This is a genomic window from Chryseobacterium sp. C-71, assembly GCF_020911865.1.
Taxonomy (GTDB): Bacteria; Bacteroidota; Bacteroidia; order Flavobacteriales; family Weeksellaceae; genus Chryseobacterium.
In genome coordinates this window covers 2,504,785-2,529,706 of sequence record NZ_CP087131.1, presented here as the reverse complement: position 1 = coordinate 2,529,706, position 24,922 = coordinate 2,504,785, and the positions used below count along the sequence as shown (strand labels likewise).

Sequence of the window (24,922 nt, the reverse complement as noted above, 5' to 3'; positions counted from 1 at the left end):
CTTGCAAATATTTTCTATTTTTGGAAAAATTTAATCATGAAAAAATTTATTTTATTCATTTCTTTAATTTTTAGCGAAATAGCTTTTGGGCAATATACCAATTCTCCTTCTCCACCACCGCCTACAACTAATAAATATCCTTATCCGACCGAATCTGTAGATGTTGTTACTGTTTATGAAAATCCCGATCAGGAAGCAGAATTTTCTGAAGGAAATAAAGAATTCAGGAATAAACTTCTAAAAGAGGTTGTCTTAGAAGCTGTGAAAACTTCAGAAAATGAAGATAAATTGAAAGGAATGCTCAGTTTTGTGATTGAAAGAGACGGAAGTATGACGGATGTGAAAGTTACTGGATTAAATGAAAGTTTCAATGCAGAAGTTAAAAGAGCAGTCAGAAGCATTAAAAACAAATGGAATCCAGCCATATATAAAGGTAAAATTGTAAGAAGCAGATTAAATATTCCTGTTTTCATGGCTAATAAACTTTAAATTAATTTTGAAAAGACATTTAACCTTATTTTCAGCTATTATTTTAAATGGTTTTGTTTTCGGGCAAATCAGTGCTCCTCGTACAACTCCGTCAAAACCAAAAGAAATTGAGAATATCTCTACAGCTACAATATGTCACGATTTTCCCGATCATAAAGCTTACTTTCCCGATGGTAAAGAAGGTTTCACCAAAAAGATTGAGAATGTTATTACATTGGAATCTGTTAAATTAAAAAAAGGAGAAAAGATTTTTAAAGCGATTCTCAATTTCATTGTGGAAAGAGATGGAACTATCTCAGGAATTCAGGTAAGTGGTACAAATGAAAAGTTTAATAATGCTATTAAACTTGCCACAAAACAAATCAAAGGAAAATGGGTTCCGGCAAAGGAAAACGGGAATGTAGTAAGGAGTACAATGCAGATTCCTATTGTAATAAATTCCCATTAAAACTCACAAACACTCCAACGCTCCAACTCAATTACTTTCCAATCATCTTCTTAATCGAATTCAGTTTCATCAAAGCTTCAATCGGAGTCAACGTATTGATATCGATTTTTGTCAGTTCTTCTCTGATATTTTCCAAAACCGGATCATCCAACTGAAAGAAAGAAAGCTGCATATTTTCTTCCGTTACTCTTTTTATCGTGTCTGAGCTTCCGCTTTGTGAACGGCTGGCTTCCAAAGTTTTCAAAATATCATTGGCTCTGTTCACTACTTTTGACGGCATTCCTGCTAATTTTGCCACATGAATACCGAAACTATGTTCACTTCCGCCAGGAATTAATTTTCTTAAGAAAATGATATTTCCTTTGTTTTCCTGAATAGAAACATGGAAATTTTTCACACGTTCAAAATTCACAGTCATCTCATTCAACTCGTGGTAATGCGTTGCAAATAAAGTCTTTGCCTGAGTCGGATGCTGATGCAGATATTCTGCAATCGCCCACGCAATGGAAACCCCGTCATACGTTGATGTTCCACGACCGATTTCGTCTAACAAAATCAAACTTCGATCTGAAATATTATTTAAAATATAAGCTGCTTCATTCATTTCGACCATAAAAGTAGATTCCCCCGCAGAAATATTATCGCTCGCTCCAACTCTTGTAAAGATTTTATCTAAAACTCCGATTTCAGCGTGTTTCGCAGGAACAAAACTTCCGATTTGCGCCATCAGACAAACAATTGCGGTCTGACGAAGGATTGCAGATTTACCCGCCATGTTGGGGCCGGTAACCATGATGATCTGCTGAGAATCTTTATCTAAAAAGATGTCGTTCGGGATATATTTTTCGCCTAAAGGAAGTGCATTTTCAATGATAGGATGTCTGGCTTCCTTTAAATCAATTTTAAAACAGTCATTCAAAACAGGTTTTGTATAACTTTCAGAAACCGCCAGTTCAGACAGACCCACTGCGACATCAAGCTGTGCAATGATATTTGAATTTTCCTGAATTCTATCCATATAAATAATGGTATCCAAACACACTTTTCGATACAATTGATTCTCCAGAACACTGATCTTTTCTTCAGCACCCAGAATCTGACTTTCGTATTCTTTCAGTTCTTCGGTAATATATCTTTCCGCATTGACCAACGTTTGCTTTCTTATCCAATCACTCGGAACTTTATCTTTATGCGTATTTCTTACTTCAATAAAATATCCGAAAACATTATTAAAATCAATTTTCAGGCTTGTGATTCCGGTGCGTTCCACTTCACGTTGACACATTTCGTCAAGAAAACCTCTTCCTTTGTTCTGCAAGCCCCTCAAATGATCAAGTTCTTCGGAGATATTTTGTTTGATGACATTTCCTTTAGCAAGATTGACCGGAAGCTCTTCATTTAAATGATTTTTAAGCAATTGAATTAGTTCATCTAAAGAATTCAAAGGTTCCAGCCAAGCTAAAACATCAGCATGAGGATGAAGCAATCCTTTAATTTTCTGAATATTAATCAAGCTCTGACGTAGATAACCTAATTCTTTCGGTGAAATTTTTTCTGCCGCCAGTTTTCCCATCAATCGGTCTAAATCTGAAATAGCTCTCAATAATTCAGAAATTTCATATTTAAGCTGATCATTTTCGTTTAAAAAGTCAATCAATGAAAGTCTGCGTCCAATTTCTTCGACAGATTTTAGAGGCAGAATAATTCTTCTTCTCAATAATCTTCCGCCCATTGGTGTAGAAGTTTTATCAATAATATCCAGCAAAGATTTTCCTTTCGGATGACTCGGATAAACGATTTCGAGGTTTCTCAGCGTAAAATGATCCATCATCAGATAATCTTCCTGCGGAATAATCTGAATTTTGGTGATGTGCGCCAGTAATTTGTGATGCGTATCTTCAACCAGATAAGCGAAAATCGCTCCTGCTGCGGTAATTGCCAACGGTAAGCCTTCAACTCCAAAACCTTTTAATGAATTGGTTCTGAATTGATTCGTCAGCTTTTCGTAAGCAAAATTATATTGATATGCCCAATCTTCTAGTTTGAAAACATTTCTGTTTTTCAGCTGATCCGGAATTTGTACGCTTCGCTGATAAATAATTTCACTCGGATCAAATGTATTGATGATGTGTAAAATTTTATCTAAATTTCCTTCGCTTACCAAAAATTCTCCAGTGGAAACATCAACTAAAGCAATTCCGTATTTTTCTTTTTCTTTGTGAAGAGAAAGCAGAAAGTTGTTCTTTTTGGAAGTCAAAACCTGATCATTGAACGTCACTCCGGGCGTTACCAATTCTGTTACACCACGTTTTACAATTCCTTTTACTGTTTTCGGGTCTTCCAATTGGTCGCAAATCGCCACACGAATTCCTGCTCTGACCAACTTTGGCAGATAGGAATCCACAGAATGATGCGGAAATCCCGCCAGTTCGATGTGACCATCACCATTGGCTCTTTTCGTCAAGACAATTCCTAAAATTTGGGAAGTCCTCACGGCATCCTGCCCAAAGGTTTCGTAAAAATCTCCCACTCTAAAAAGCAAAAGCGCATCAGGATATTTCGCCTTGATGGTATTGTACTGCGTCATTAACGGGGTTTCTTTCTTCGTCGCCTTTGCCATTGAAAATGTGGGTTGAAATTGGGTTGGTAAAAATAGGAAATTTAAATTTGGAGGCAAATGATTGATTTTAAAATCTCCCACAGATTCCGCAGATTTTCACGGATGATTGAGAATAAATTTTTTTTAAAACAAATTTGCTGCGAATTCACAAATTAATATTATCGTTGCTAAATTAAATTTCATTTTAAAAAATTCGTGCATTCGTGGCAAAAAATCTTTTGAAATAAGTAAATAGCTAGAATTTTCATAAATTAAAAAAATCTGCGACTTCAGTTTAATCTACGGGATACATTTCAGCCAAAATTAAAAGTTCTACGAAAAACAATAATCCGAATATTTTATCTTTGCACAACACACGCAAACCATGAGAGTTTACAATACAAAACATTTCCTAAAAATACTGGTCAGCTTACACAAAAGCGACACTATGAAAATCCTTTTTCCAACGATGGTTTTGATGGGAATTTATTCTTTCGGGATACAATATTTGGAAATAGAATATCTTCATTTAACATCGAAATCTAAAGTCAGCAATGTTGGAATGATTCATTCTCTACTTGGTTTTGTTTTGTCTTTGTTATTGGTTTTCAGAACAAATACTGCCTATGACAGGTGGTGGGAAGGAAGAAAACTGTGGGGTAAATTAGTCAACGACACAAGAAATTTCGCCATAAAAATCAATATTATTCTTGCTGACGACAGACAATCCGCTGATCAAATTGCAAGATATTTAAAATATTTCCCGCATTTTTTAGCAAAACATCTTTCACAAGAGTCGACAAGACTCGCTTTGGATGAAGATTATTCTGAAATTGAAAAATCTTTGAGAAGTCACGGACCGACCGATATGATTATTCATCTGACTTATAAATTACATCAGCTTAAAAAAGAAGGAAAGATTTCAGATGTTGAAATGTTGTATTTAGACACCCAGATTTCAGGTTTTCTAGATGTTTGTGGTGGTTGTGAAAGAATTAAAAACACACCAATCCCCTATTCTTACTCTTCATTCATTAAAAAGTTTATCATTTTATATGTTTTAGCTTTGCCTATTGCGTATGTCATCAACCTCGGATTATTTATGATTCCGCTGACGGTTTTTGTATATTACGTTTTGATGAGTCTGGAATTGATTGCTGAAGAAATTGAAGATCCCTTTAATAATGATGAAAACGATATTCCAATGGAAACAATTGCTCAGAATATCGAGAAAAATGTTCACCAGATTATGGGAACAAAAAAGTAAAATTTGTAAATCTGAAAAGACATCGGATTTCGTAAATAATAAATATAAATTAATCTCAACAAATATATAGTGGTACACAAATTAAAACTCGAAGAGCTTAACAGAATCGATGTAGAAACATTTAAAAAAGTTGAGAAAATTCCTTTGATTGTTGTTCTGGATAACATCAGAAGCATGCATAATGTGGGAGCAACATTCAGAACGGCAGACGCATTTTTGATTCAAAAAATTATTCTTTGCGGAATTACACCTCAACCTCCGCATCGTGAAATTCACAAAGCGGCTTTGGGTGCAACAGAAAGTGTAGATTGGTCGCATGAAGCAGATATTAATGTCACGATTAATGATTTAAAAACTCAGGGTTTTGAGGTTGTAGGAATCGAACAGACCACAAACAGTCAAATGATTACCGATTTTAAAATTGACAAAACAAAAAAATATGCAGTGATTTTGGGCAACGAGGTAGAAGGAATCAGTGATGAAGCTTTGCAGAATATTGATTCATTTATTGAAATTCCACAACTCGGTACCAAGCATTCTTTAAATGTAAGCGTATGCGGAGGAATCGTGATGTGGGAATTCGCAAAAGTTTTAGGTTTAAAATAAAAAAACTATTGCTAGTAAACTTCAATTAAAAAACTTTGAGGCCTTTGCTAAGTAGAACGCCTTTGCGAACAAAAAATACGCAAAACAATATTAAAAAAAATCTTAGCGAGCTTTGCGTTAAAAATAGTTTTAAAAAATTCGCAAAAGCCCTAAAATAAAAAAACTGCGGCTGTCTAAAAAGACAGTGCAGTTTGAAATAAATCTAATAAAAAGTAAAAATGAAAGGCGACAAAGATAATTTAATATCTTAAACCAACAAAATTTATTTTTGCTTTTTTAAATTTTTCTGAAAATAACGTACTTTTATAACAAACGTTTCGTTTAAAATTTTATAAATTAGCACAATGTTTATCAAGGACTATATCTCAAAAGATTTTCCGTGTTTTCATCTGACTGACTCTATCGAATCAGCTAGGGAAACCCTAGAAGCATTTGGATATACGCATATTTTCATCAAAAAATCACACCATTTTTACGGAGCCATCGCCAAAGACTTTCTTTATGAGGAAGAAGGAACTTTAAAGAACCTCGAACATCAGATCGAGCGCTTCGCCATTTTGGAGGATAATAATATCATGGACAGCATACGATTGTTTTATACATTCAATGCCAACGTGATTCCTGTGATCAATAAAAACGAAAAATATCTGGGGTACATCTGTTGTGATGATGTTTTCCAAACTTTTTCAAAATACCCTCTGTTTTCGGAAACCGGTGCTACACTAACCATAGAAACTCCGGCAAGAAAATATTCTATGACCGAAATTGCCAACATCGTCGAGAGCAACAATTCTAAGTTCTACGGCGGGTTTATCAGTTTCATGTCAGACGAATTTATTCACATCACCATCAAGATCAGCAACGAAAATTTAGCTTCTATTGACGCTACTTTTGACCGTTATGATTACAGAATTGTTGAAAAATATTATTCTGATGAGAAAACAGATCTTTTCAAAGACCGTTTAGGTTTTTTACAAAAATTTATCGAAATATAATATGAAGGCAGCCATATATTCTCAGAAAAAAGATCTTGATACTTTTTTATATTTAAGCAAATTTATTTCTGAACTGGAAAGCAGAGGCGTAAAATCTGTTTTGTTTGACGAAATGGCTGAAGCGCTTCAATTTTCGAAAATATTTGAGACTTTTGGCAACAAACAGGATCTTATCGACAGAGAAATTGATCTTTTCTTCACCTTTGGTGGCGACGGAACGATTGTTAATTCACTGACTTTCATAGAAGATCTTGAAATTCCTGTCGTGGGTGTCAACACCGGAAGACTTGGGTTTTTGGCAAGCTTTACCAAAGAAGAAGCCTTCAAAGAATTAGACTCTATTTTGAAAGGTGATGTAAAAACCAGCCGACGATCAGTGATCGAAGTCGTTTCACCAAAATCTGACGAATTTTTTCCGTATGCTTTAAATGATGTGACGATTTCCAGAAAAGAAACCACATCTATGGTAACGGTAGATTCTTATATCAACAATGAATTTCTGAATGTTTTCTGGGGCGACGGTGTGATTGTTTCTACACCAACAGGTTCTACAGCTTACTCTTTGAGCTGTGGAGGACCCATCATTTCTCCAAATAACGAAAACTTTGTCATTACTCCGATTGCGCCACATAATTTAAATGTGCGTCCTTTGGTTGTGAATGATAAGGTTGAAATTAAATTTAAAGTAGAAAGCCGAGTTCCGCAATATTCTCTTTCATTGGATTCAAGATTAATTCATATCGAAACTGATAAGGAAATTGTGATCAGAAAGGCGAGTTTCCAGCTACTACTGGTACAGCCGAATAATTTAAGTTTCTATGAAACCATCCGCCAAAAGCTACTTTGGGGGAGAGATAAAAGAAATTAGTAATTTCTCAAAAATCATTACCTTTACAAGAATTTTTAAAATATACCCTAATTTTATATAAAAGCTAAAATATGAGCAGAATTTTCCCGGCAGGAGTTGCCACAGGTCAGTTAGTTACAGATATTTTTCAGCATGCAAAAGAAAACAAATTTGCATTGCCTGCAGTGAACGTAATCGGTTCTAGCAACGTAAACGCAGTAATGGAAACTGCAGCAAAATTAAACTCACCTGTCATCATTCAGTTTTCTAACGGCGGAGCATCTTTTAACGCTGGAAAAGGACTAAGCAATGACGCTCAGAAATCAGCTATTTTAGGTGGTATCGCAGGAGCAAGACATATTCATACCCTTGCTGAAGCTTACGGAGCAACAGTAATTTTACATACCGATCACGCTGCAAAAAAATTATTGCCTTGGATCGACGGTTTGATGGCGGCTAACGAAGAATTCTTCAAGCAAACCGGAAAATCTCTTTACTCTTCTCACATGCTTGATCTTTCTGAAGAATCTTTGGAAGAAAACCTTGAAATCTCTGCTGAATATTTCGAAAGAATGGCAAAAATGCAGATGACTTTAGAAGTTGAGATCGGCGTAACAGGAGGTGAAGAAGATGGTGTTGACAATTCTGATATCGACAATTCTAAATTATATACTCAACCTGAAGATGTAGCTTACACATACGAAAAACTGAAAGCGATTTCTGACAATTTCACTATTGCAGCAGCTTTCGGAAATGTACACGGAGTTTACAAATCAGGAAACGTAGTTTTAACTCCAAAAATCTTAGATAACTCTCAGAAATTTGTTCAGGAGAAATTTGGAACTGCTGATAAGCCAATTAATTTTGTATTCCACGGTGGTTCAGGCTCTACTTTAGAAGAAATCAGAGAAGCTATTGATTACGGGGTAATTAAGATGAATATTGATACCGATCTTCAGTTTGCTTACACAGAAGGAATCAGAGATTATATGGTAGACAATGTAGAATATCTGAGAACTCAAATCGGAAATCCTGACGGAGAAGAAAAGCCTAACAAAAAATTCTATGATCCTAGAGTTTGGGTAAGAAAAGGTGAAGAAACTTTCTCTAAGAGATTGGTAAGAGCATTTGAAGATTTAAATAACGTAAATACGCTTAAATAAATTATAATTGATAAAAGATGAGCGATAAGTGATTTCAAAACGCTTTTCCTCATCTTTTATCATTTTTCATACATCAATTATACAGATATGGCATTCGACTGGTTTAAAAGAAAAGCACAAAATATTACCACTTCTACCGACGAGAAAAAAGATGTACCGAAAGGATTGTGGCATCAGACTCCGTCAGGGAAAGTTGTGGAACACGACGAACTAAAGAAAAACAATTATGTTTCTCCTGAAGACGGATTTCATGTAAGAATCGGAAGTGCTGAGTTTTTCAGTATTCTTTTTGACGAAGGAAAATTCACTGAGCTCGATGCGAATGTTGAAAGTATTGACATGCTTCAATTTAAAGATACAAAATCGTACACCGACCGCCTGAAAGAGGTGAAAGCCAAAACCAAACTTACAGATTCTATCAGAAACGGAGTTGGAACTGTAAACGGAACTGAAATGGTGGTTTCATGTATGGATTTTGCTTTCATCGGAGGATCTTTAGGCTCTGTAATGGGAGAAAAAATCAGAAGAGCGATTGACTACTGTATAGAAAAAAGACTTCCGTATATGATTATTTGTCAGTCCGGAGGCGCAAGAATGCAGGAAGCAACGTATTCACTAATGCAGTTGGCAAAAGTTCAGGCGAAACTGGCTCAGCTTTCAGAAGCCGGACTTTTATACATCGCTTACCTATGTGACCCGACTTTCGGTGGAATTACAGCATCATTTGCAATGACTGCAGACATTATTATGGCCGAGCCAAAAGCATTGATCGGATTTGCCGGACCAAGAGTGATCCGTGAAACAATCGGTAGAGATTTACCGGAAGGTTTCCAAACTTCGGAATTTTTGCAGGAAAAAGGTTTCGTAGATTTCATTGTGAAAAGAACCGAAATCAAAGAAGTCGTTTCTAAAACAGTGAATTTATTAGCCGCAAAAGCTTAAAATTTAAACTAAAAATCATACAATCTCTCTCTATTTCGGGAGAGATTTTTGTTTGAATATTGGTGATAATTTATTTATTTTAAAATATAAACGGCTTGATTTTAAAGCCAAAAGCAATAAGCCAATTGCCAACAGCTAAACTATGAGGACTTTCAAAGTAATTTTCAATACAATTAGAAGCATGAGTTTTAAGAAAATTCTTAAGCTCTTATCTGCTGTTTTACCTCATCCCCTATTTTCAATTTTGAGTTTTTATGCAACGGTGAAAGCTTTTTCTATTGCACAAAAATTATATCCCAAAACGGCATCTAACAATGGCGAGGGAAATGCTTTCAGACATTCGCTTTGGTGTTGCTTAATTATGATGTATTGCAGCAAAATTTCTTCGCCCGAAAAAGCGTTGGATTTCTGCAAGAAAATTACAGATTTGCACGAAGAATTATTTCCAAATCAACCTTTAGAAACCAAAATGGATCTCCACAACAACAAAATCGGTATGGATTATTTCATGGAACTTTTACCGGGAATTCACCGTCAGTTTTTTGAGAAAAGTTTTTTCATTGATGAATTAAAGAAGAAAACCGTCAATGCAAAGGTTTTGAAAAATCTGGATGATGATTTTGCAGGAGAATTGGTTTATCTGGATGAGAAGTAAATTTTTTGTTCGTTAATTATCGTATAGTTTGTCATTCCGTAGGAATCTAAACTTTTATTTTAAAAGAAATTTTGCTGAGATTCCTACGGAATGACAAACATTCTGGGAATTTCTTCACGTCAACAGAAATTATATTTCATCACTTTTTGCAATCTGAAGTTTTTTTAACTAAGTTTAAACAATTAATTTAATCAAATGGTTCTCAGCAGAATTTGGTCGGCTTTCATTATCATCGCAATTGCAATTGCCAGTATAAAATACATTTCGTCTAACCACTACAAAACCATTTTCAATGATATGGTTGTAGGAAAAGGCGGTGACACGATACAAGTGGCAACTCAAAACATCAGTGCCCTTTCTCCAATCGTGAGAGACAGTTTGATGAAGAAAAATGATTTTGCAGACAGCAGAATTCATTATAAAACCGATTCTCTGAAACAAAACGTAAAAGTTTACCGAGTTCAGGAAGCAGACGGCGTGATCGGAACTTCAGAAACGGCAGTTAAAATATGTATCGGATTGATTGGAATTATGACGCTTTTCATGGGATTCATGAGTATTGCTGAAAAAGCGGGCGGAATTAATTTATTAAGTAGATTTATTCAGCCTTTTTTCTCAAGACTCTTCCCCGAAATTCCTAAAAACCATCCAGCGTTTGGTCATATGCTGATGAATTTCAGCGCCAATCTTTTAGGTTTAGACAATGCAGCAACACCATTCGGTTTGAAAGCAATGGAAAGTCTGCAGACTTTAAATCCAAATAAAGATACTGCGAGCAACTCACAGATTATGTTTCTCTGCCTTCATGCAGGGGGAATGACATTGATACCGGTTTCTATTATTGCAATCAGAGCTTCAATGGGATCAAAAACGCCAACGGATATTTTTCTTCCTTGCATGATTGCTACTTTTGCAGCGACAATGGCAGCAATGATTATCGTATCATTATATCAAAAGATCAACCTTTTAAAACCAATCGTTCTTGCTTATGTAGGTGGAATTTCAGCCCTTATTGCTCTTTTGGTCGTGTATTTAGTTCAGTTAAGTAAAAATGAACTCGATGATTTCAGCAAAGTTTTAAGTAATGGTTTAATACTTTTCATCTTCTTAGCCATCGTTCTTGGAGCTGTTTACAAAAAAATCAATGTTTTTGATGCCTTTATCGAAGGTGCAAAAGAAGGTTTTTATACCTGTGTGAAAATTATTCCTTATTTAGTCGGAATGTTGATTGCTATTTCTCTTCTGAGAACTTCAGGCGTTTTTGATGTTATTATTGACGGAATGAAATGGGTTGCTTATGCTACCAATCTCGACGCAAGATTTGTTGACGGACTTCCCACGGCTTTAATCAAACCATTATCAGGCTCCGGAGCTCGAGGAATGATGGTTGACACGATGGCAACTTTCGGAGCAGACAGTTTCCAAGGGAAATTGGCAGCAGTTCTGCAAGGAAGTTCAGACACGACGTTTTATGTGATTGCAGTTTACTTTGGCGCAGTAGCAGTAAAGAATACAAGATATACGGTAATTGCGATGCTTTTGGCTGATTTGGTGGGCGTTATTACTGCGATTGGATTGGCGTATTTGTTTTTTGCTTAAATGAAAAGAATATTTATAATCACACTCGTGTTTTTACTATTGATTGGTTGTAAAAAGGATCAATTAAACAATGAAGTGAATTCTAATGTCACTAAGAATAAAAATAGCACCGATTATATTGATTTTAAATATGATAAAGTGGTTGCTTTTGCAAGTGTAGATCCAATGGATTATTTTGACGGTAATTTTGATAAAGAATTGGATGTAAAAAAATTTAAAGATACCATCAGCAGAAAATTAGATTTAAATCAAATTAAAAAACTTAACGATATTTTAAGTGGAAAGGAAAATAGCAATCTTTCAGATTCAGCTATATCAGCAGATTGCTTTTATCCAAGACATAACATTATATTTTTAAAAGATCAAAAAGTAGTCAATTACATTTCAGTTTGTTTTGAATGCAGTCAGATCAAAAGTAGCAAACCAATATTGGCAAAAATGCAAAACTTTGTAGACTTTTTTAATTCTATCAATTTAAAGATGTTTTACAACCCATTAGACCATAAAGAATATTATGATTCTCTAAAATTTATCAACAACAAACATTAAACTTTAAACCAATTATGATTACAGATAAAGAATTCACATTACGATTAATACGTCAGTTATCTCAAGCTTTAGAAAAACTAATCTTAGACAAACCGGAAGAAAGTTTAATGCAGAAAGAACTCGATTTTGATTCTTTAATGAAAGATATTTTTAAATTTGATTTTAAGGAACTTTCATCAAAATCAAAAGAAGAAATCATTGAGATTGTTAACGAAAGGCAAGAAAGAGACCACAAAGATTATTATGAAATGCTCGGAAATCTTTTCTATTACAATGGTAAAGTAGTAAATAACAATGATTTTCTGGATAAAGCAAAAACCTTCTACGAATTTTATTTACAAACCAGTGGAATATTCTCCCTTCCCATTATCAACAGAATTAACGAAATCGCCAAAAATTGATTTTTCGGCAAAAACCAATAATGATCAGGCGATTATAGATGTCAAATAAAAACAATAAATATCTTCATATAAAATAAAAAAAGCACTTGAATAAAGTGCTTTTGTATTTTAGAATGTAATGCTGTAGCTTCCTGTGGAAGAAACGCTGGCTTTTTCAGCCTTCACATATTTTTTCACCCAACCCACGGAAGTGGAAACTACACAGGGATCTGAAACACCACCTGATCTTCTTGCTGATGAAACATTTCCTGCCTTATCTACGGTGTAGGAAATCGTAATTGAACCACTTGCAGAACAATTGTGATTTGGTTGTGCACCACCTCTTCCCATTGTTCCGGGAATGTAGCCTACCAATCTTCTGTCGATTCCTACTTTGCTGTCACCGTTTCCATCACCACCTAGAGGATCGCCATTGTTACCAATTCCATCACCTGTTCCCTGGCTTCCGGCTTTTGTTCCACGACCTTTGATAAGATTACCGATTGCTGCGGTTCCTTTTCCGTCACCATTTCCTGTTTTTGAATTGGCAGTTGTAGCTGAGCTTTTAGCCTTGGTTTTTGTAGTAGAAGTTGCTGTTGATTTTTTATTTGTCTTTGAATCTTCTTTTTTCGGAGCGGTAACTTTAGAGTTATTTCCGGTAATGATTTTATCTTTTACCTCGGTCTTTTTTGATTCAGGCTTAGGATCTGGAGTAATGACCGTTTTTGGTTCAGAAACCACATTTTCTACAGGTTCTGGCGCATTTTCTTCAGCTTTTGCTGCTAAACTTCCTTCTTGATTGGCTGGTTCGTCAATTCCTGCTCCGTTTCTGTTATCTCCAAAATTTACGAGCATCGTCGTCACAACTTCAGTTTCTTTCGGACGTTCTGAAGGTTTCATTTTATAGATGAATACGAACAACAGAATGGCAGACCAAATAAGCACAGATAGTCCCGCGCTCTTCAGTTTGTCTCTTTTTTCTTCTTCTCTATTGATGGTGTAACCTCTCATTTTGATTTATTCTTTTACCGTTGCAATGGCAATATTCAATTTATGCTTTTCTGCAATCTCCATTAAAAAAACCACGTCTTTATGCATAGTACTTTCGTCTGCTCTGATGGTAAATGACTTTGCAGATTTACTGTTAAGATCACTCACAATCGTTTGCTCTACCAATTCTCTCGCAACAGGTTTGTCATCCACATAATATGAACCGTCCCGTTTTACGCTTACCGTCATCGGATTCGGAATATTGTCTTCCACACTTCCCGTTTGAGGAAGTTTTACATCAATAGCACTTTGATTAGCTGCCGAAGAGGTGATCATAAAAAAGATCAACATCAACAAAATAACGTCGGTCATCGCCGCTAAGCTGAATTCCGGATGTGCTTTATTTCTTCTTTGAATTTTCATACTTGAATATTACAAAGGTTTATTAATTAAATCTAAAAATTCTCCCGAAACATTCTGCGTTCTCAAAACAAACTTATCGATTCTTGTCAGCAAAATATTATAGAAAAAGTTTGCCGGAATTGCCACTGCCAAACCAACTGCCGTTTGTCCCAATGCTGTATAAATACCTTCAGACAATGTTTTTGGAGAAAAGGCTCCTTCAGCATGCGACAAATCAAAGAAAGCAATGATCATCCCGATAACCGTCCCCAAAAGTCCTAACATCGGCGCAATACTTGGAACAACAGCCAAAAGATTCAGGTTTTTTTCCATATTGGCCACTTCAATTTGAGCCTGAGATTCCATTGCGCTTACAATATCTGAAACAGGTCTTCCCAATCTTGAAATTCCTTTTTCTAAAATTCTTGATTCCGGAGAGTTTTGTGTTTTGCAATAATCTGCTGCCGCATCAATTTTCCCGTCTCTGATGAAATCTTCGATGTTATTCATGAAGTTTGAATCTGTCTTTGTAGTCATTCTTCTGATATAGAAAAATCTTTCAAAGAAAAGATACACTGAGAAAACACCCAAAGCCAAAACGATTGCCATTACTATTTTAGCAAAAGCACCGCCATGAAACAGGATGTCCCAAAATGAAAATTCAAGTTTTTCAACAGGCACTGTAGGTACAGCGACCTGTGCAAATAAAATCTGAGTAAGTTCCGTTAACAGCATCAATTAGTTTATTTATAATGGTTTGAACGACAAAAATAAAGGAATATTATCAATACTTATCTTAAAATAAGCTTAAAATATGAGTTTAAAATAAATATTCCGCCTAAAAACAGCAAATTTCTTTCCAAAAAATATTTGAAAAGAAATTTACAGTGAATATTAGATGACGATTAGTCTTCGTCTACGATAATTTCATCTGGAGTAAACTCGCATTTAAGCCTGAAAGGAAGCGGAGTGTCAGATCCTGTATAGAAATCGTCGATGGTTCCTTTCCAAGTTACTTGTAGCTCGCCTTCTTCATTTTTATCAAACACAAGTTCGTTGTCATAAATGAAAGCTTCTTCATCATCAAACAAATCTACTTCGGTAAATATTTCATCTTCAGAATCATTGATTTCAAATGTTTTTCCTTCGATCTCTGAAGATTCTATAGGAAATTCAATAATCTCCAACGAAAGTTGAGGAAAATTGTACTGCAATGAATCATCATCCACATGATCTAAACTGTCATCCGTAATGACTTCTACTTCTAGAAAATGCTCTTGATTACTATAAACAGCCTTGCAGTAAGTGCTTTTTATATTGTACTTCAATGTTTCGTCCGGATGGTAAATTTTTAAAATCCCTTTCATTATTTCTTAAAAAAGAACAGTAATAGTATGATAGTTAAACGCTTTAGGCAAAGATAAAAAATTGTATGAATGTTTAAAATATTTTCAAAATTATTTTTTTATAAATAACGATTCTTCAAATCTGTTTTGAGCTAATATTCTTTATTTTTGTGTTTTAAAGATTTCATAATGAAAAACATCATATCAAAAGCTGTACTGGGATTAGGTTTAATAGTAAGTCTTGCTTCTTGCAGAAAAACCGACTCACCTCTAACCAAAATTACCCCAACCAATCTGGATTCTATTGCTGCAAACTATTACGAGCAGTATTTAAAATTATATCCTTTGGAAGCCACTTCGCAGGGAGATTTGAGATATAACGACCAATTGCCAATTAACATTGACAAAGATTTTATTTCGGGTGAAATTGCTTTTTACCATTCCGTACAAACTCAGCTTGAAAATGTTGATTACAAAGCTCTTTCAGATGAAGACAAAGTAGTTTATGATGTTTTGGATTTTACTTTAAAAGATAAAACTGAAAAATATAGCTATCATCCGGAATATATTCCTTTTTCTCAATTTGAAGGTTTACCGTTAAATTTCCCTCTGTACGGAAGCGGACAGGGAAGCCAACCTTTCAATACCGAAAAGGATTATGAAGACTGGTTAAGAAGAATGGAGAAATTTCCGGAATGGATGAACGCTGCTACAGAAAACTTCCGTGAAGGAATAACCAATAAAATCGTCCTTCCGAGAAAGCTTGTTATCAAAATGATTCCACAGATGAAAGCGGAAGAAATCATCACATCTGATTTTGATAAAAACATATTCTCCGGACCAATAAAAAATTTCCCGAAAAATTTTACTGCTGAACAGAAAGAAAAATTCACTAAACTTTATAAAGATGCCGTTGCTAAAAACATCATCCCGGCCTACACAAAAATGGGCGAATTTCTGGAGAAAGAATACTTGCCTAAATCCAGAGAAACAGACGGTTACAACAGTCTTCCAAAAGGAGAAGGCATTTACAAATATTATGTAAAAAGCTGGACAACTACCAACAAAACTCCGGACGAAATCAACAAAATCGGACAACATCAGGTTGCAATGCTTCGTGCCGAAATGGAAAAAGTAAAACAGCAGGTTGGTTTTACCGGAAGTCTGGAAGAATTTATCAATTCGGTAAAAACAGATCAAAAAGCTATGCCTTACAAAACCTCGAAAGAAGTTTTAGATGGTTTTAATGGAATTTTAGCGAAGATAACTCCGAAGCTGAAAACGATGTTCAGTGTAACGCCAAAAACTAAATTTGAAATCAGACAAACCGAAAAATTCAGAGAAGCAAGTGCGAGTGCAGAATACATACAAGGAACTCCAGACGGAAAAAGACCGGGGATTTTCTACATGCCACTTCCCGACCCTTCAAAATTCAACGTTACTTCAGGAATGGAATCTCTTTTTTTACATGAAGCCATTCCGGGACATCATTATCAGGTTTCTCTGCAGCAGGAAAACATAAAACTTCCTAAATTTATGCGATTCGGCTGGTTTGGAGCTTATGGTGAAGGCTGGGCACACTATTGTGAAACTTTAGGGCCTGAATTTGGATTATACACAGATCCCTACCAAAAAATGGGATATTTAAGCGATCAAATGTTGAGAGCAGTTCGTCTGGTAGTTGACACAGGAATTCACACCGGAAAAATGACGAGAGAAGAAGCAATTACTTATTTCCTAAGCAACATTGCTTACGACGAGGCAGGAGCAACTGCTGAAGTGGAAAGATATATGGCAATGCCTGGGCAGGCTTTGGGCTATAAAATCGGTTCTTTGAGAATCCGTGAACTGAGAGATCAATATCAAAAGCAGCTTGGAAATAAATTTAATCTTGCAAAATTCCATGATGAACTTTTAAGCCAAGGTTGTCTTCCGCTTGATGTTTTGAATAGGAAGATGGAGCTTTGGGCGAAGAAGCAGAAGTAATTTAATGAAAAACAGTTTAATCTTACTTGCTTTAACAATGATAATCAGCTGTAAAACTGATGAAAAGAACTCTTACGACAAATTTATTGTTGATAACAATATCATTAATAACGATACTATTAAACTTCTTGCAAAGTTTTCTGAATTAAAATTATTTAGAAGCGAAGTTGTCGAAAGCAAAACCAGAACTGCATATATCGTTCAGACTGTTAGTGGATATAATTTAGCAACGAAATTTGACAATTATAAAGCGAATGCTACCATTGAAAATGACACACTTAATATTTCGCTAAATAACAGCAATAAGTATTTTGGAAATGGCGTCCTAATCAAAATTTTTGACGGTCAGTTTTTCGTTAAAGACGTTGATCCAAAAACATTAAAAGGTGAGGATAAGTTTTTGTCTGCAAAACCTATTCTTCAAAAATTGGTGCTAAATAATGATCGGTTTAGCAAAAATGATAGTATTTACGGAGCTATTTATTATCACGCAACCGTCGAAAATCATATTGACAAAAAATTCAAGGGTTATTTCAGAACTAAAATTAAATCAGCAAAATGATAGCAGAATCTTTACAATCACTTTACACAAGAGATTTAAATAAATTAAAAACAGAAATTGAATCTTACCAAAACGAAAAAGCAATTTGGAAAATTGATAAAAACATTTTAAATTCCGGAGGAAATCTTTGCCTTCATTTGGTTGGAAATCTTAATCATTTTTTCGGAGCAATCTTAGGAAATTCAGGATATGTAAGAAATCGTGAAGAGGAATTTTCATTAAAAAATATATCGAGAACTGAACTGATAAAACAAGTTGAGGAAACTTTAAACGTAGTTATTTCAGCACTTGATCAACTTTCTAAAGAAGATTTGGCGAAAAATTATCCTATTGAACCATTAGGATATACAATGACAACAGAATATTTTCTGATTCACTTGTTTGGACATTTGAGTTATCATTTGGGGCAGATCAATTATCACAGAAGATTGTTGGATTTTCAATAGTCATCAATAATTTTCAAATCTGATTTTTACGGAAATTTAATCCAAAAAAATCCGAAGAAAGTTCCTCGGATTTATATTGTGATTACATTTCAATTTAGGTAGTCTGTCCACCATCCACATTCAACGTCACGCCGGTAATGTAACGAGCTTCATCACTTGCCAGAAACGCAACAGCCATTCCGATATCTTTTGGTTCTCCGTAATGCCCCAAAGCTACAGATTGTAACATTTGCGAGCTGAAAGCTCCGTCAGCCGGATTCATATCAGTATTAATGAGACCTGGCTGAATAATATTTACAGTAATATTTCTACTGCCCAGATCTCTTGCCCAGCTACGTGTGTAGGCTGCAAGAGCAGCTTTTGTTGCGGCATAATCTCCGATCCCCGGATAAGGGGAACGGCTTGCACCTGTCGAGCCGATGGAAATAATTCTTCCGCCATTTTTCATAAAAGGTAAAATGTTACGTACCGTATGAACAACTCCGTGAACGTTGACTTCCCATTGCTGCTGTAGCTTTTGAAGATCATTCTCTTTGTCAATTTCCCCGGTCACAAATAATCCAGCACTGTTGACCAGAATGTCAATTCCCCATTCAGAGGCTTCTTTGATGGCAAAATCTATTGAGTCCTTACCTCCGGTATCTGCCTTTACAGCTTTTGCTTTTACACCCAATAATTTTACTTCTTCTACAAGTGCCTGTGCTTTTTCTTCAGAATTCACATATGTGAAAATCACATTTGCACCTTCAGCGGCAAGCTGTCTTACGATTCCTGCGCCAATACCACGGCTCCCACCAGTTACGAAGGCTGTTTTGTTTTTTAATTTAGACATTATTTTAGATTTTTATAGATTTAAATATGAAAAATGACAGAACCTTTAGTGATTCCGGATTCCAAATCCTGATGTGCTTTTGAAGCGTCCCTCAGGTTATAAATTGTAGGATTGATGGTTCCAAAAATTCCTTTTTCAAATGCGTCGAACATATCTTCGGAAGCCAGTTTTATACTTTCGGCATCATTAAGATAATTACCAACTGAAGGACGGATGAGATTGATATTATTTTTGTCTAAAAACGATTTATCAATAGCAGGTTCTCCCGAAGATGAACCAAAAAGCACCATTGTTCCGCCGTTTTTGAGAAGCGTGAGAGACTGGCTGAAAGTCGCTTTTCCAACACCGTCGAATACAACATCCACCCCTTTGTTTTCTGTAAGATGATTTACTTCTTTTACCAGATCTTCAGAATCAAGAACCACAACGTGATCTATTCCGTGGCTTAAGGCGTAATTTTTCTTACCCGCACTTCCGACAGTTCCGATAACCGTTGCTCCCAGTGCTTTTGCCCATTTGCTTACGAGCGAGCCCACGCCGCCTGCCGCTGCGTGAACCAGAACAATATCTCCTTTTTTAACAGAATAAGCTTGCTTGATGAGCATTCTTGCCGTCAAACCTTTCGCCATCATCGATGCTGCTTCGTCGAATGACACATTATCCGGCAATCTGATCAAGTCGGATGCGTTGATCAATCTTCTTTCAGCATAAGCTCCTAAAGAAAAGAAATAACCAACCCGATCGCCGACTGCAAAGTCTGTAACATTTTTTCCTACTTGCTCAATCACGCCCGCTGCTTCTACGCCAATTGTAGCCGGAAAATTATTAAGTGGAAAAGTCCCATTGCGAAACATTATATCGACAAAATTCAATGCGATGGCTTCCTGACGAAGAACCACCTGATTGGCTGCTGGTTCCGCTATTATTGTACTTACAAATTCTAATACGGATGGCGAACCTTGTTTTTTGATCTGGATCACGCCGCTTTCTTGATGTATCATCTTTTCTAAAATTTTTAGTTATACTTTTTTAACAGGACAAAGTTGCGGAAGTGCGAAAACGTGTGCATTGACAAATGCAGTAAATTGATCTTGACATTTGTCAATCCCTTCGAGAGATTTTGTATTTTTACTTTCTAATTTTAATTGATATTTCTCTTGGCAACAATTTCCTTCGAAACGTTTTTTAAGTATGTAGAATCCAAATCTTCATTGATTTTGAATGCGGACGAAAAAGAACTTTTGCAATCTGCCTTCAAGACAAAACATCTGCGCAAAAAGCAATACTTGCTGCAGGAAGGCGAGGTTTGTAAATATATGTGCTTCCTGATAAAAGGATCCGGACGAATGTATTCGGTTAACGAAAAAGGCCACGAACACACTATTCGGTTTGCTATAGAAAACTGGTGGCTTGGAGATTATGAAAGTTATAATTATTTGACACCTTCACGTTACAACATCGAAGTACTGGAAGATTCTGAAGTCCTGATGATTGACCATAGCGGAATGCAAAAACTCATCGCCGAAATACCTGCGATAGATCTGATGGTGAAGAATATAGATCAAAAAGGAACCGTAGCCACTCAAAATCGAATTCATTCTTCGATAAGCCAAAGTGCAGATGAGCGTTACGATCAACTGATCAAATCCTACCCGGAATTTCTGAACCGTTTTCCTCAAAGTCTCATCGCTTCCTATCTCGGAATTTCTCCTGAAACGCTGAGCAGAATCCGAAAAAATAATCTGAAAAAGTAAATTGAAAACGACTACTCTTGATAAAGGTCAATTGATTTATTTGATAAATGTCAAGGGTTTGTCAAGGATGCAATTGATAATTTTGTTCTTATAAATTAATCAAAAAATAATTACAATGAACACATCATCAACACTTTTACAGGACAGCTTATTATTAATCTGGAACAACCGCAATTCAGCCGAAAGACTTGAGCTGATGGAAAAAATCTACACTCCCGATATTTCATTTTTCGAAAGCAATGAAAGTGAAGCTTTTGTAGGATTTGCAGCGATTGACAAACTTATTCAAAAAATACAGCAAGACTGGCCTTCAGATTTTGAATTTGTCTTAACCGAGGCTCCGAAATCGAATCACAACATTCAGCATATCGTTTGGCAATTGGGTGTTCCGGGTCAACAGACGATTGCTAAAGGCGGAGATATAGCAATCACAGATGGCGGAAAAATAAAATCTTTGTATTTGTTTTTAGGAAGCTAAAAATTTTATTACAACGTTTTAAAATTATTGCTTCTTAAACCACCCCGTCAAAAATTTTCTGAATTTTCGCCACCCCTCCAATGGAGGGGGATTTTGAGGATGGCAATTTTTTATTTGTCGAACATCATTTTTGTAATGAAATCTTTCTCACCCTTTCCTCTTGCCGGAGAATACTCTCTTCCGTAGAAAATAATCTGAAGATGGAGCGTATTCCAAACTTCTTCTTTCCAAAGATTTTTAGCATCTTTCTCGGTTTCTACAACGTTTTTTCCGGAAGTCAACTTCCATTGCGTCATTAATCTGTGAATGTGTGTATCGACGGGAAAAGCAGGAAACCCGAAACCTTGGCTCATGACTACAGAAGCAGTTTTGTGACCCACTCCGGGAAGAGCCTCTAATTCTTCGTAAGTTTGTGGCACTATTCCGTTGTGTCTTTCCAAAAGAAGTTCAGCCATTCTTTTCAGGTTTTTAGCTTTCGTATTGGAAAGTCCGATTTCTTTAATGAGTTCTTTAATTTGATACTCTTCCAATTTCGCCATTCTTTGCGGTGTTCCCGCAACAGCAAAAAGTTCGGGAGTAACCTGATTGACTTTTTTATCGGTTGTTTGAGCAGAAAGAGCAACTGCGACCATCAAAGTGTAAGGATCGGTGTGGTCTAAAGGAATAGGAACTTGCGGATATAATTTCTCTAATTCTGACTGAACGAGCGCCGCTCTCTGCTTTTTTGTCATTTAATCATTAAATTTGAACAAAAATAAATCATTATGCTGAAAGTAGGAGATAAATTACCCAATTTTGAAGGAATCAATCAAGATGGACAAGCCGTAAATTCGGAAAAATTAATGGGAAAGAAATTGGTTATTTTCTTTTATCCGCAAGCCAATACTCCGACGTGTACGGTAGAAGCGTGTAACCTCAGCGATAATTATTCTCAGTTGGAAAAAGCAGGATTTCAATTATTGGGAATCAGTGGAGATTCGGTTAAAAAGCAAAAGAATTTTCATAATAAATTTGCGTTTCCTTATGATCTGATTGCGGATGAAAACCGTGATATCATTGAGAAATTCGGGGTTTGGCAGGAAAAGAAGACGTTCGGAAAAACCTATATGGGAATTGTAAGAACCACTTTTATTTTTGATGAAAAAGGAATCTGCACACGAGTGATTGAGAAGGTGACTTCGAAGACTGCGGCTGAGCAGATTTTAGAGGAATAATTTCAAACACAAATTGCGCAAATATTTTCACAAATTACACAAGCATCATAGCGTTTATTCGTGAAAATATTTGTGTTGTTCGTGTTTAGTTATTCCGTTTCATAATACATTAACTCTTCATCTTCATTGGGAAGTGTGACGTACTTCTGAAATTTTAATCCTAGTCTTTCAATTAATTTTTGAGAAGAGAAATTGTCTTTTGCAGTAATCGCCGAAATTTTCGTTAAGCCAAAATCGTCCATTCCGATGGATTTTACTTTTTGAGCAGCCTCAAACATATAGCCTTTGCCTTCAAATTTTTCCAAAACAGAAAAGCCAATATCAACGATATCTAAACCTTCTCTTACAAAGATTCCTACTCCACCGATTTTGATATTTCCATCTTTTAATTCGATTAAATAATTCCCAAATCCCACTTTTTCAAACTGCGGAAGAAATTTAGCTTTTATATAATTTTCAGCATCAGCAAGAGAATTGATGTTTCGGTCACCGATAAACTTAATAAAATTCGGCATATTATAAAGCTCCAAAATAAGATCTGCATCTTCCAAAGACATCGGACGAATGATTAATCTTTCCGTTTCGTAAACTTTATTTTCGTTTTTTGACAGGCTTTTTCTTTGGCTCATCTTTCGGTTCTTCTTTCTTTTCGATTTTTAAAAGTCGAGGATTATTGGTGCAATTTTTTTTGTAAAGTTCAATATAGGTTCCGTTGTCTTTTACATTTGAAACTGTACCAGTCGATTTATTTACTGTCAATGTAAAATGGTTTTTCTGATAAGGACATTCTTTCGAGGTTACCTTTCCTAAATCCAAATAATAATTCTCTTTATCTTCATAATGATTGGCAGCAACATCTACAAATTGCTCGTCGATCATATAACCGTCCAAAACAGCGGCCAAAGCAGCCTCTTCAGCATTGTCAATCTTTCCTATGAAACCTTTTAAATCTTTAATATCTGTGATATAATTCACCTTTCCAGAGGTCGAGTAGACGATGTAATAAAAACTATCTTCTGCCGGGCTCAAATTGAAACCTGAAAACTGCGGCACATAATCTTTCTTTGTTCCAGAAGTTCTAACCTCTGTGTTTTTACCATAACTATTGTAAACCAATGCCCAAAAATCAAGCTTTTCGTTAGGAATAATTCTAGCTAAAACCCCTTCCACACTGGAAAACTTTTTCTTAGTCTGAGAAAATGCTGTGATTCCTAAAAATAGAAACAGAGAAATAAAAATGCGGTTGTGATATCTTACCATAATTGAGATTGCGGCAGAAACTGTGCCATTGCTTTACATATATTTTTCGCCTTTTTTAAGGCTTTTTAAATCTAAAACATAGTCTTTAATCTGCTGATCATGTTCTCTCGGGCAAATCAATAAAACTTTGTCTGTATCTACAACGATAAAATCCTTCAATCCGTCTATGACGACCGCTTTATTATTTTTAACATGTAGAATATTGCCTGTAGAATCGTAAGTAAGGGCCGTTTTGATGTTCACTGCATTATCGTTTTCGTCTCTTTCGCTGTTTTCAAAAACTGAAGTCCAGGTCCCGAGGTCGCTCCAGCCCAAATCTGCAGGAATTACATATACGTTTTTTGCTTTTTCTAAAATCCCGTTATCGATAGATATTTTCTGAATCTTCGGATAAATGAGCTCAATACAGCTTTCCTCAGCTTCAGCATTATATTCGCATGCAGTAAACTGTTGAGTCATTTCCGGAAGAAACATTTCAAATGCTTTATGGATTGAATTTACATTCCAAATAAAAATACCAGCATTCCAAAGGAAATCACCACTTTCCAGAAAGCTTTTAGCGAGTTCAAGCATTGGCTTTTCTGTGAAAGTTTTAACTTTATAGTAATCAGAATCTTTCTTCTCAACAAACTGAATATAGCCATACCCTGTATCTGGTCTTGTAGGCGTAATACCCAAAGTCACCAAATAATCGTGTGTGGAAGCAATGTTAAATGCCAACTCTACCTTTTCTAAAAACGTTTCTTCTTTTAAGATTAGATGATCTGCAGGAAGCACTATCATCGTCGCATCAGGATTAACCTCTGCGATTTTGTTGGCCATGTAAAGATTACAGGCGGCAGTATTTTTCATCAAAGGTTCACCAACAACATTTTCTGCAGGAATCTCAGGCAATTGCTGATGAGAAAGGTGTACATATTCTTTATTGGTAATGACAAATATATTATCATTAGGAATCACCTTACTGATTCTGTCATAAGTCTGCTGAATCATGGTACGACCCGTTCCTAAAATATCCTGAAATTGTTTTGGGAATTTCTGTGTGCTCAGAGGCCAGAATCTGCTACCGATTCCTCCCGCCATAATCACACAGTATTTATCTGATTTTGACAT

General features: G+C 35.7%; 29 protein-coding genes. 18 read left to right on the top strand and 11 right to left on the bottom strand.

Going from position 1 to position 24,922, the window contains the following annotated elements:
• Positions 1-36 precede the first annotated feature (36 nt).
• Positions 37-489, top strand: coding sequence for an energy transducer TonB (locus LNP04_RS11650; RefSeq protein WP_229983137.1), 453 nt, complete (start codon positions 37-39; stop codon positions 487-489).
• 7 nt (positions 490-496) lie between these two features.
• Positions 497-937 (top strand): energy transducer TonB, encoded by a 441-nt coding sequence (locus LNP04_RS11645; RefSeq protein WP_229983136.1) that lies wholly within the window; start codon positions 497-499, stop codon positions 935-937.
• 31 nt (positions 938-968) lie between these two features.
• Here the strand turns inward: LNP04_RS11645 and mutS are convergent, their stop codons facing one another.
• Positions 969-3,557: a DNA mismatch repair protein MutS gene (gene mutS, locus LNP04_RS11640; protein WP_229983135.1), complete on the bottom strand. Its 2,589-nt coding sequence runs from the start codon at positions 3,555-3,557 to the stop codon at positions 969-971.
• Between the two features lie 427 nt (positions 3,558-3,984).
• Between mutS and LNP04_RS11635 the strand changes: the two genes are divergently transcribed.
• The 10 genes from LNP04_RS11635 (at position 3,985) to LNP04_RS11590 (ending at position 12,560) form a co-directional block, all read left to right on the top strand.
• Positions 3,985-4,803, top strand: coding sequence for a bestrophin family protein (locus tag LNP04_RS11635; RefSeq protein WP_229983134.1), 819 nt, complete (start codon positions 3,985-3,987; stop codon positions 4,801-4,803).
• Positions 4,804-4,872: 69 nt separating this feature from the next.
• On the top strand, positions 4,873-5,409 hold the full coding sequence (locus tag LNP04_RS11630; RefSeq protein WP_229983133.1) for an RNA methyltransferase: 537 nt from the start codon (positions 4,873-4,875) through the stop codon (positions 5,407-5,409).
• A 344-nt stretch (positions 5,410-5,753) separates the two neighbouring features.
• Entirely contained in the window at positions 5,754-6,404 is a 651-nt protein-coding gene (locus LNP04_RS11625) for a CBS domain-containing protein (protein ID WP_056083255.1), read from the top strand.
• Between the two features lies 1 nt (position 6,405).
• Positions 6,406-7,272 (top strand): NAD kinase, encoded by an 867-nt coding sequence (locus LNP04_RS11620; RefSeq protein WP_056028055.1) that lies wholly within the window; start codon positions 6,406-6,408, stop codon positions 7,270-7,272.
• A 71-nt stretch (positions 7,273-7,343) separates the two neighbouring features.
• Positions 7,344-8,414 carry a class II fructose-bisphosphate aldolase gene (fbaA, locus tag LNP04_RS11615; protein WP_229983132.1) on the top strand — a complete coding sequence of 357 codons (1,071 nt, stop codon included), beginning with the start codon at positions 7,344-7,346 and terminating at the stop codon, positions 8,412-8,414.
• Positions 8,415-8,501: 87 nt separating this feature from the next.
• A complete protein-coding gene (accD, locus tag LNP04_RS11610; RefSeq protein WP_229983131.1) occupies positions 8,502-9,356 on the top strand; it encodes an acetyl-CoA carboxylase, carboxyltransferase subunit beta in 855 nt (284 codons plus the stop codon).
• 142 nt (positions 9,357-9,498) lie between these two features.
• On the top strand, positions 9,499-10,011 hold the full coding sequence (locus LNP04_RS11605; RefSeq protein WP_229983130.1) for a DUF6973 domain-containing protein: 513 nt from the start codon (positions 9,499-9,501) through the stop codon (positions 10,009-10,011).
• A gap of 195 nt (positions 10,012-10,206) precedes the next feature.
• A complete protein-coding gene (locus LNP04_RS11600) occupies positions 10,207-11,610 on the top strand; it encodes a nucleoside recognition domain-containing protein (protein WP_229983129.1) in 1,404 nt (467 codons plus the stop codon).
• A complete protein-coding gene (locus tag LNP04_RS11595; RefSeq protein ID WP_229983128.1) occupies positions 11,611-12,159 on the top strand; it encodes a hypothetical protein in 549 nt (182 codons plus the stop codon).
• Positions 12,160-12,173: 14 nt separating this feature from the next.
• Positions 12,174-12,560 (top strand): hypothetical protein, encoded by a 387-nt coding sequence (locus LNP04_RS11590; RefSeq protein ID WP_229983127.1) that lies wholly within the window; start codon positions 12,174-12,176, stop codon positions 12,558-12,560.
• Positions 12,561-12,668: 108 nt separating this feature from the next.
• Here LNP04_RS11590 and LNP04_RS11585 read toward each other — a convergent pair whose 3' ends face one another.
• The 4 genes from LNP04_RS11585 to LNP04_RS11570 all read right to left on the bottom strand — a co-directional run bounded on the left by LNP04_RS11585 (position 12,669) and on the right by LNP04_RS11570 (position 15,298).
• Positions 12,669-13,550 (bottom strand): ferric siderophore ABC transporter substrate-binding protein, encoded by an 882-nt coding sequence (locus LNP04_RS11585; RefSeq protein WP_229983126.1) that lies wholly within the window; start codon positions 13,548-13,550, stop codon positions 12,669-12,671.
• A 6-nt stretch (positions 13,551-13,556) separates the two neighbouring features.
• Positions 13,557-13,952 carry a biopolymer transporter ExbD gene (locus LNP04_RS11580; protein WP_229983125.1) on the bottom strand — a complete coding sequence of 132 codons (396 nt, stop codon included), beginning with the start codon at positions 13,950-13,952 and terminating at the stop codon, positions 13,557-13,559.
• A 9-nt stretch (positions 13,953-13,961) separates the two neighbouring features.
• Positions 13,962-14,666, bottom strand: a complete 705-nt coding sequence (locus LNP04_RS11575) for a MotA/TolQ/ExbB proton channel family protein (protein ID WP_229983124.1) — start codon at positions 14,664-14,666, stop codon at positions 13,962-13,964.
• 170 nt (positions 14,667-14,836) lie between these two features.
• Positions 14,837-15,298, bottom strand: coding sequence for a hypothetical protein (locus LNP04_RS11570; protein WP_229983123.1), 462 nt, complete (start codon positions 15,296-15,298; stop codon positions 14,837-14,839).
• Positions 15,299-15,466: 168 nt separating this feature from the next.
• On the opposite strand from LNP04_RS11570, the gene LNP04_RS11565 reads away from it, so the two are divergent.
• Genes LNP04_RS11565 through LNP04_RS11555 form a run of 3 tightly spaced genes read left to right on the top strand, consistent with a single transcriptional unit; the run spans position 15,467 to position 18,271 of the window.
• Complete coding sequence (locus LNP04_RS11565; RefSeq protein WP_229983122.1) at positions 15,467-17,263, top strand: DUF885 family protein; 1,797 nt, start codon at positions 15,467-15,469, stop codon at positions 17,261-17,263.
• 4 nt (positions 17,264-17,267) lie between these two features.
• Positions 17,268-17,825 (top strand): hypothetical protein, encoded by a 558-nt coding sequence (locus LNP04_RS11560; RefSeq protein ID WP_229983121.1) that lies wholly within the window; start codon positions 17,268-17,270, stop codon positions 17,823-17,825.
• Positions 17,822-18,271 (top strand): DinB family protein, encoded by a 450-nt coding sequence (locus LNP04_RS11555; protein ID WP_229983120.1) that lies wholly within the window; start codon positions 17,822-17,824, stop codon positions 18,269-18,271. The genes LNP04_RS11560 and LNP04_RS11555 overlap by 4 nt, the downstream gene beginning before the upstream one ends.
• A gap of 94 nt (positions 18,272-18,365) precedes the next feature.
• On the opposite strand, the gene LNP04_RS11550 is transcribed toward LNP04_RS11555, so the two are convergent.
• Complete coding sequence (locus LNP04_RS11550; RefSeq protein WP_229983119.1) at positions 18,366-19,103, bottom strand: SDR family NAD(P)-dependent oxidoreductase; 738 nt, start codon at positions 19,101-19,103, stop codon at positions 18,366-18,368.
• A 20-nt stretch (positions 19,104-19,123) separates the two neighbouring features.
• The gene (locus LNP04_RS11545; RefSeq protein ID WP_229983118.1) at positions 19,124-20,104 is read right to left on the bottom strand and encodes a quinone oxidoreductase; all 981 of its coding nucleotides are present in this window, start codon (positions 20,102-20,104) and stop codon (positions 19,124-19,126) included.
• Positions 20,105-20,260: 156 nt separating this feature from the next.
• Between LNP04_RS11545 and LNP04_RS11540 the strand changes: the two genes are divergently transcribed.
• Both LNP04_RS11540 and LNP04_RS11535 read left to right on the top strand, forming a co-directional pair.
• The gene (locus LNP04_RS11540; RefSeq protein ID WP_229983117.1) at positions 20,261-20,857 is read left to right on the top strand and encodes a Crp/Fnr family transcriptional regulator; all 597 of its coding nucleotides are present in this window, start codon (positions 20,261-20,263) and stop codon (positions 20,855-20,857) included.
• Between the two features lie 115 nt (positions 20,858-20,972).
• Positions 20,973-21,335 (top strand): hypothetical protein, encoded by a 363-nt coding sequence (locus LNP04_RS11535; RefSeq protein WP_229983116.1) that lies wholly within the window; start codon positions 20,973-20,975, stop codon positions 21,333-21,335.
• A 110-nt stretch (positions 21,336-21,445) separates the two neighbouring features.
• Here LNP04_RS11535 and nth read toward each other — a convergent pair whose 3' ends face one another.
• Positions 21,446-22,066, bottom strand: a complete 621-nt coding sequence (nth, locus tag LNP04_RS11530; protein WP_229983115.1) for an endonuclease III — start codon at positions 22,064-22,066, stop codon at positions 21,446-21,448.
• Positions 22,067-22,099: 33 nt separating this feature from the next.
• On the opposite strand from nth, the gene bcp reads away from it, so the two are divergent.
• Entirely contained in the window at positions 22,100-22,549 is a 450-nt protein-coding gene (bcp, locus tag LNP04_RS11525) for a thioredoxin-dependent thiol peroxidase (protein WP_229983114.1), read from the top strand.
• A gap of 89 nt (positions 22,550-22,638) precedes the next feature.
• Here the strand turns inward: bcp and LNP04_RS11520 are convergent, their stop codons facing one another.
• Genes LNP04_RS11520 through LNP04_RS11510 form a run of 3 tightly spaced genes read right to left on the bottom strand, consistent with a single transcriptional unit; the run spans position 22,639 to position 24,922 of the window.
• Positions 22,639-23,178: a GNAT family N-acetyltransferase gene (locus LNP04_RS11520; protein ID WP_229983113.1), complete on the bottom strand. Its 540-nt coding sequence runs from the start codon at positions 23,176-23,178 to the stop codon at positions 22,639-22,641.
• On the bottom strand, positions 23,141-23,809 hold the full coding sequence (locus LNP04_RS11515; protein WP_229983112.1) for a hypothetical protein: 669 nt from the start codon (positions 23,807-23,809) through the stop codon (positions 23,141-23,143). The genes LNP04_RS11520 and LNP04_RS11515 overlap by 38 nt, the downstream gene beginning before the upstream one ends.
• Before the next feature lie 33 nt (positions 23,810-23,842).
• Positions 23,843-24,922, bottom strand: a complete 1,080-nt coding sequence (locus LNP04_RS11510) for a mannose-1-phosphate guanylyltransferase (protein WP_229983111.1) — start codon at positions 24,920-24,922, stop codon at positions 23,843-23,845.

What these genes read in the sequence shown, in the direction of transcription:
- LNP04_RS11650 (WP_229983137.1), top strand. Translation starts at nt 37, where the DNA reads ATGAAAAAATTTATTTTATTCATTTCTTTAATTTTTAGCGAAATAGCT.
- mutS (WP_229983135.1), bottom strand. Translation starts at nt 3,557, where the DNA reads ATGGCAAAGGCGACGAAGAAAGAAACCCCGTTAATGACGCAGTACAAT.
- LNP04_RS11635 (WP_229983134.1), top strand. Translation starts at nt 3,985, where the DNA reads ATGAAAATCCTTTTTCCAACGATGGTTTTGATGGGAATTTATTCTTTC.
- LNP04_RS11625 (WP_056083255.1), top strand. Translation starts at nt 5,754, where the DNA reads ATGTTTATCAAGGACTATATCTCAAAAGATTTTCCGTGTTTTCATCTG.
- LNP04_RS11620 (WP_056028055.1), top strand. Translation starts at nt 6,406, where the DNA reads ATGAAGGCAGCCATATATTCTCAGAAAAAAGATCTTGATACTTTTTTA.
- fbaA (WP_229983132.1), top strand. Translation starts at nt 7,344, where the DNA reads ATGAGCAGAATTTTCCCGGCAGGAGTTGCCACAGGTCAGTTAGTTACA.
- accD (WP_229983131.1), top strand. Translation starts at nt 8,502, where the DNA reads ATGGCATTCGACTGGTTTAAAAGAAAAGCACAAAATATTACCACTTCT.
- LNP04_RS11605 (WP_229983130.1), top strand. Translation starts at nt 9,499, where the DNA reads ATGAGGACTTTCAAAGTAATTTTCAATACAATTAGAAGCATGAGTTTT.
- LNP04_RS11600 (WP_229983129.1), top strand. Translation starts at nt 10,207, where the DNA reads ATGGTTCTCAGCAGAATTTGGTCGGCTTTCATTATCATCGCAATTGCA.
- LNP04_RS11595 (WP_229983128.1), top strand. Translation starts at nt 11,611, where the DNA reads ATGAAAAGAATATTTATAATCACACTCGTGTTTTTACTATTGATTGGT.
- LNP04_RS11590 (WP_229983127.1), top strand. Translation starts at nt 12,174, where the DNA reads ATGATTACAGATAAAGAATTCACATTACGATTAATACGTCAGTTATCT.
- LNP04_RS11585 (WP_229983126.1), bottom strand. Translation starts at nt 13,550, where the DNA reads ATGAGAGGTTACACCATCAATAGAGAAGAAGAAAAAAGAGACAAACTG.
- LNP04_RS11580 (WP_229983125.1), bottom strand. Translation starts at nt 13,952, where the DNA reads ATGAAAATTCAAAGAAGAAATAAAGCACATCCGGAATTCAGCTTAGCG.
- LNP04_RS11575 (WP_229983124.1), bottom strand. Translation starts at nt 14,666, where the DNA reads ATGCTGTTAACGGAACTTACTCAGATTTTATTTGCACAGGTCGCTGTA.
- LNP04_RS11570 (WP_229983123.1), bottom strand. Translation starts at nt 15,298, where the DNA reads ATGAAAGGGATTTTAAAAATTTACCATCCGGACGAAACATTGAAGTAC.
- LNP04_RS11565 (WP_229983122.1), top strand. Translation starts at nt 15,467, where the DNA reads ATGAAAAACATCATATCAAAAGCTGTACTGGGATTAGGTTTAATAGTA.
- LNP04_RS11560 (WP_229983121.1), top strand. Translation starts at nt 17,268, where the DNA reads ATGAAAAACAGTTTAATCTTACTTGCTTTAACAATGATAATCAGCTGT.
- LNP04_RS11555 (WP_229983120.1), top strand. Translation starts at nt 17,822, where the DNA reads ATGATAGCAGAATCTTTACAATCACTTTACACAAGAGATTTAAATAAA.
- LNP04_RS11550 (WP_229983119.1), bottom strand. Translation starts at nt 19,103, where the DNA reads ATGTCTAAATTAAAAAACAAAACAGCCTTCGTAACTGGTGGGAGCCGT.
- LNP04_RS11545 (WP_229983118.1), bottom strand. Translation starts at nt 20,104, where the DNA reads ATGATACATCAAGAAAGCGGCGTGATCCAGATCAAAAAACAAGGTTCG.
- LNP04_RS11535 (WP_229983116.1), top strand. Translation starts at nt 20,973, where the DNA reads ATGAACACATCATCAACACTTTTACAGGACAGCTTATTATTAATCTGG.
- nth (WP_229983115.1), bottom strand. Translation starts at nt 22,066, where the DNA reads ATGACAAAAAAGCAGAGAGCGGCGCTCGTTCAGTCAGAATTAGAGAAA.
- bcp (WP_229983114.1), top strand. Translation starts at nt 22,100, where the DNA reads ATGCTGAAAGTAGGAGATAAATTACCCAATTTTGAAGGAATCAATCAA.
- LNP04_RS11520 (WP_229983113.1), bottom strand. Translation starts at nt 23,178, where the DNA reads ATGAGCCAAAGAAAAAGCCTGTCAAAAAACGAAAATAAAGTTTACGAA.
- LNP04_RS11515 (WP_229983112.1), bottom strand. Translation starts at nt 23,809, where the DNA reads ATGGTAAGATATCACAACCGCATTTTTATTTCTCTGTTTCTATTTTTA.
- LNP04_RS11510 (WP_229983111.1), bottom strand. Translation starts at nt 24,922, where the DNA reads ATGTCAAAATCAGATAAATACTGTGTGATTATGGCGGGAGGAATCGGT.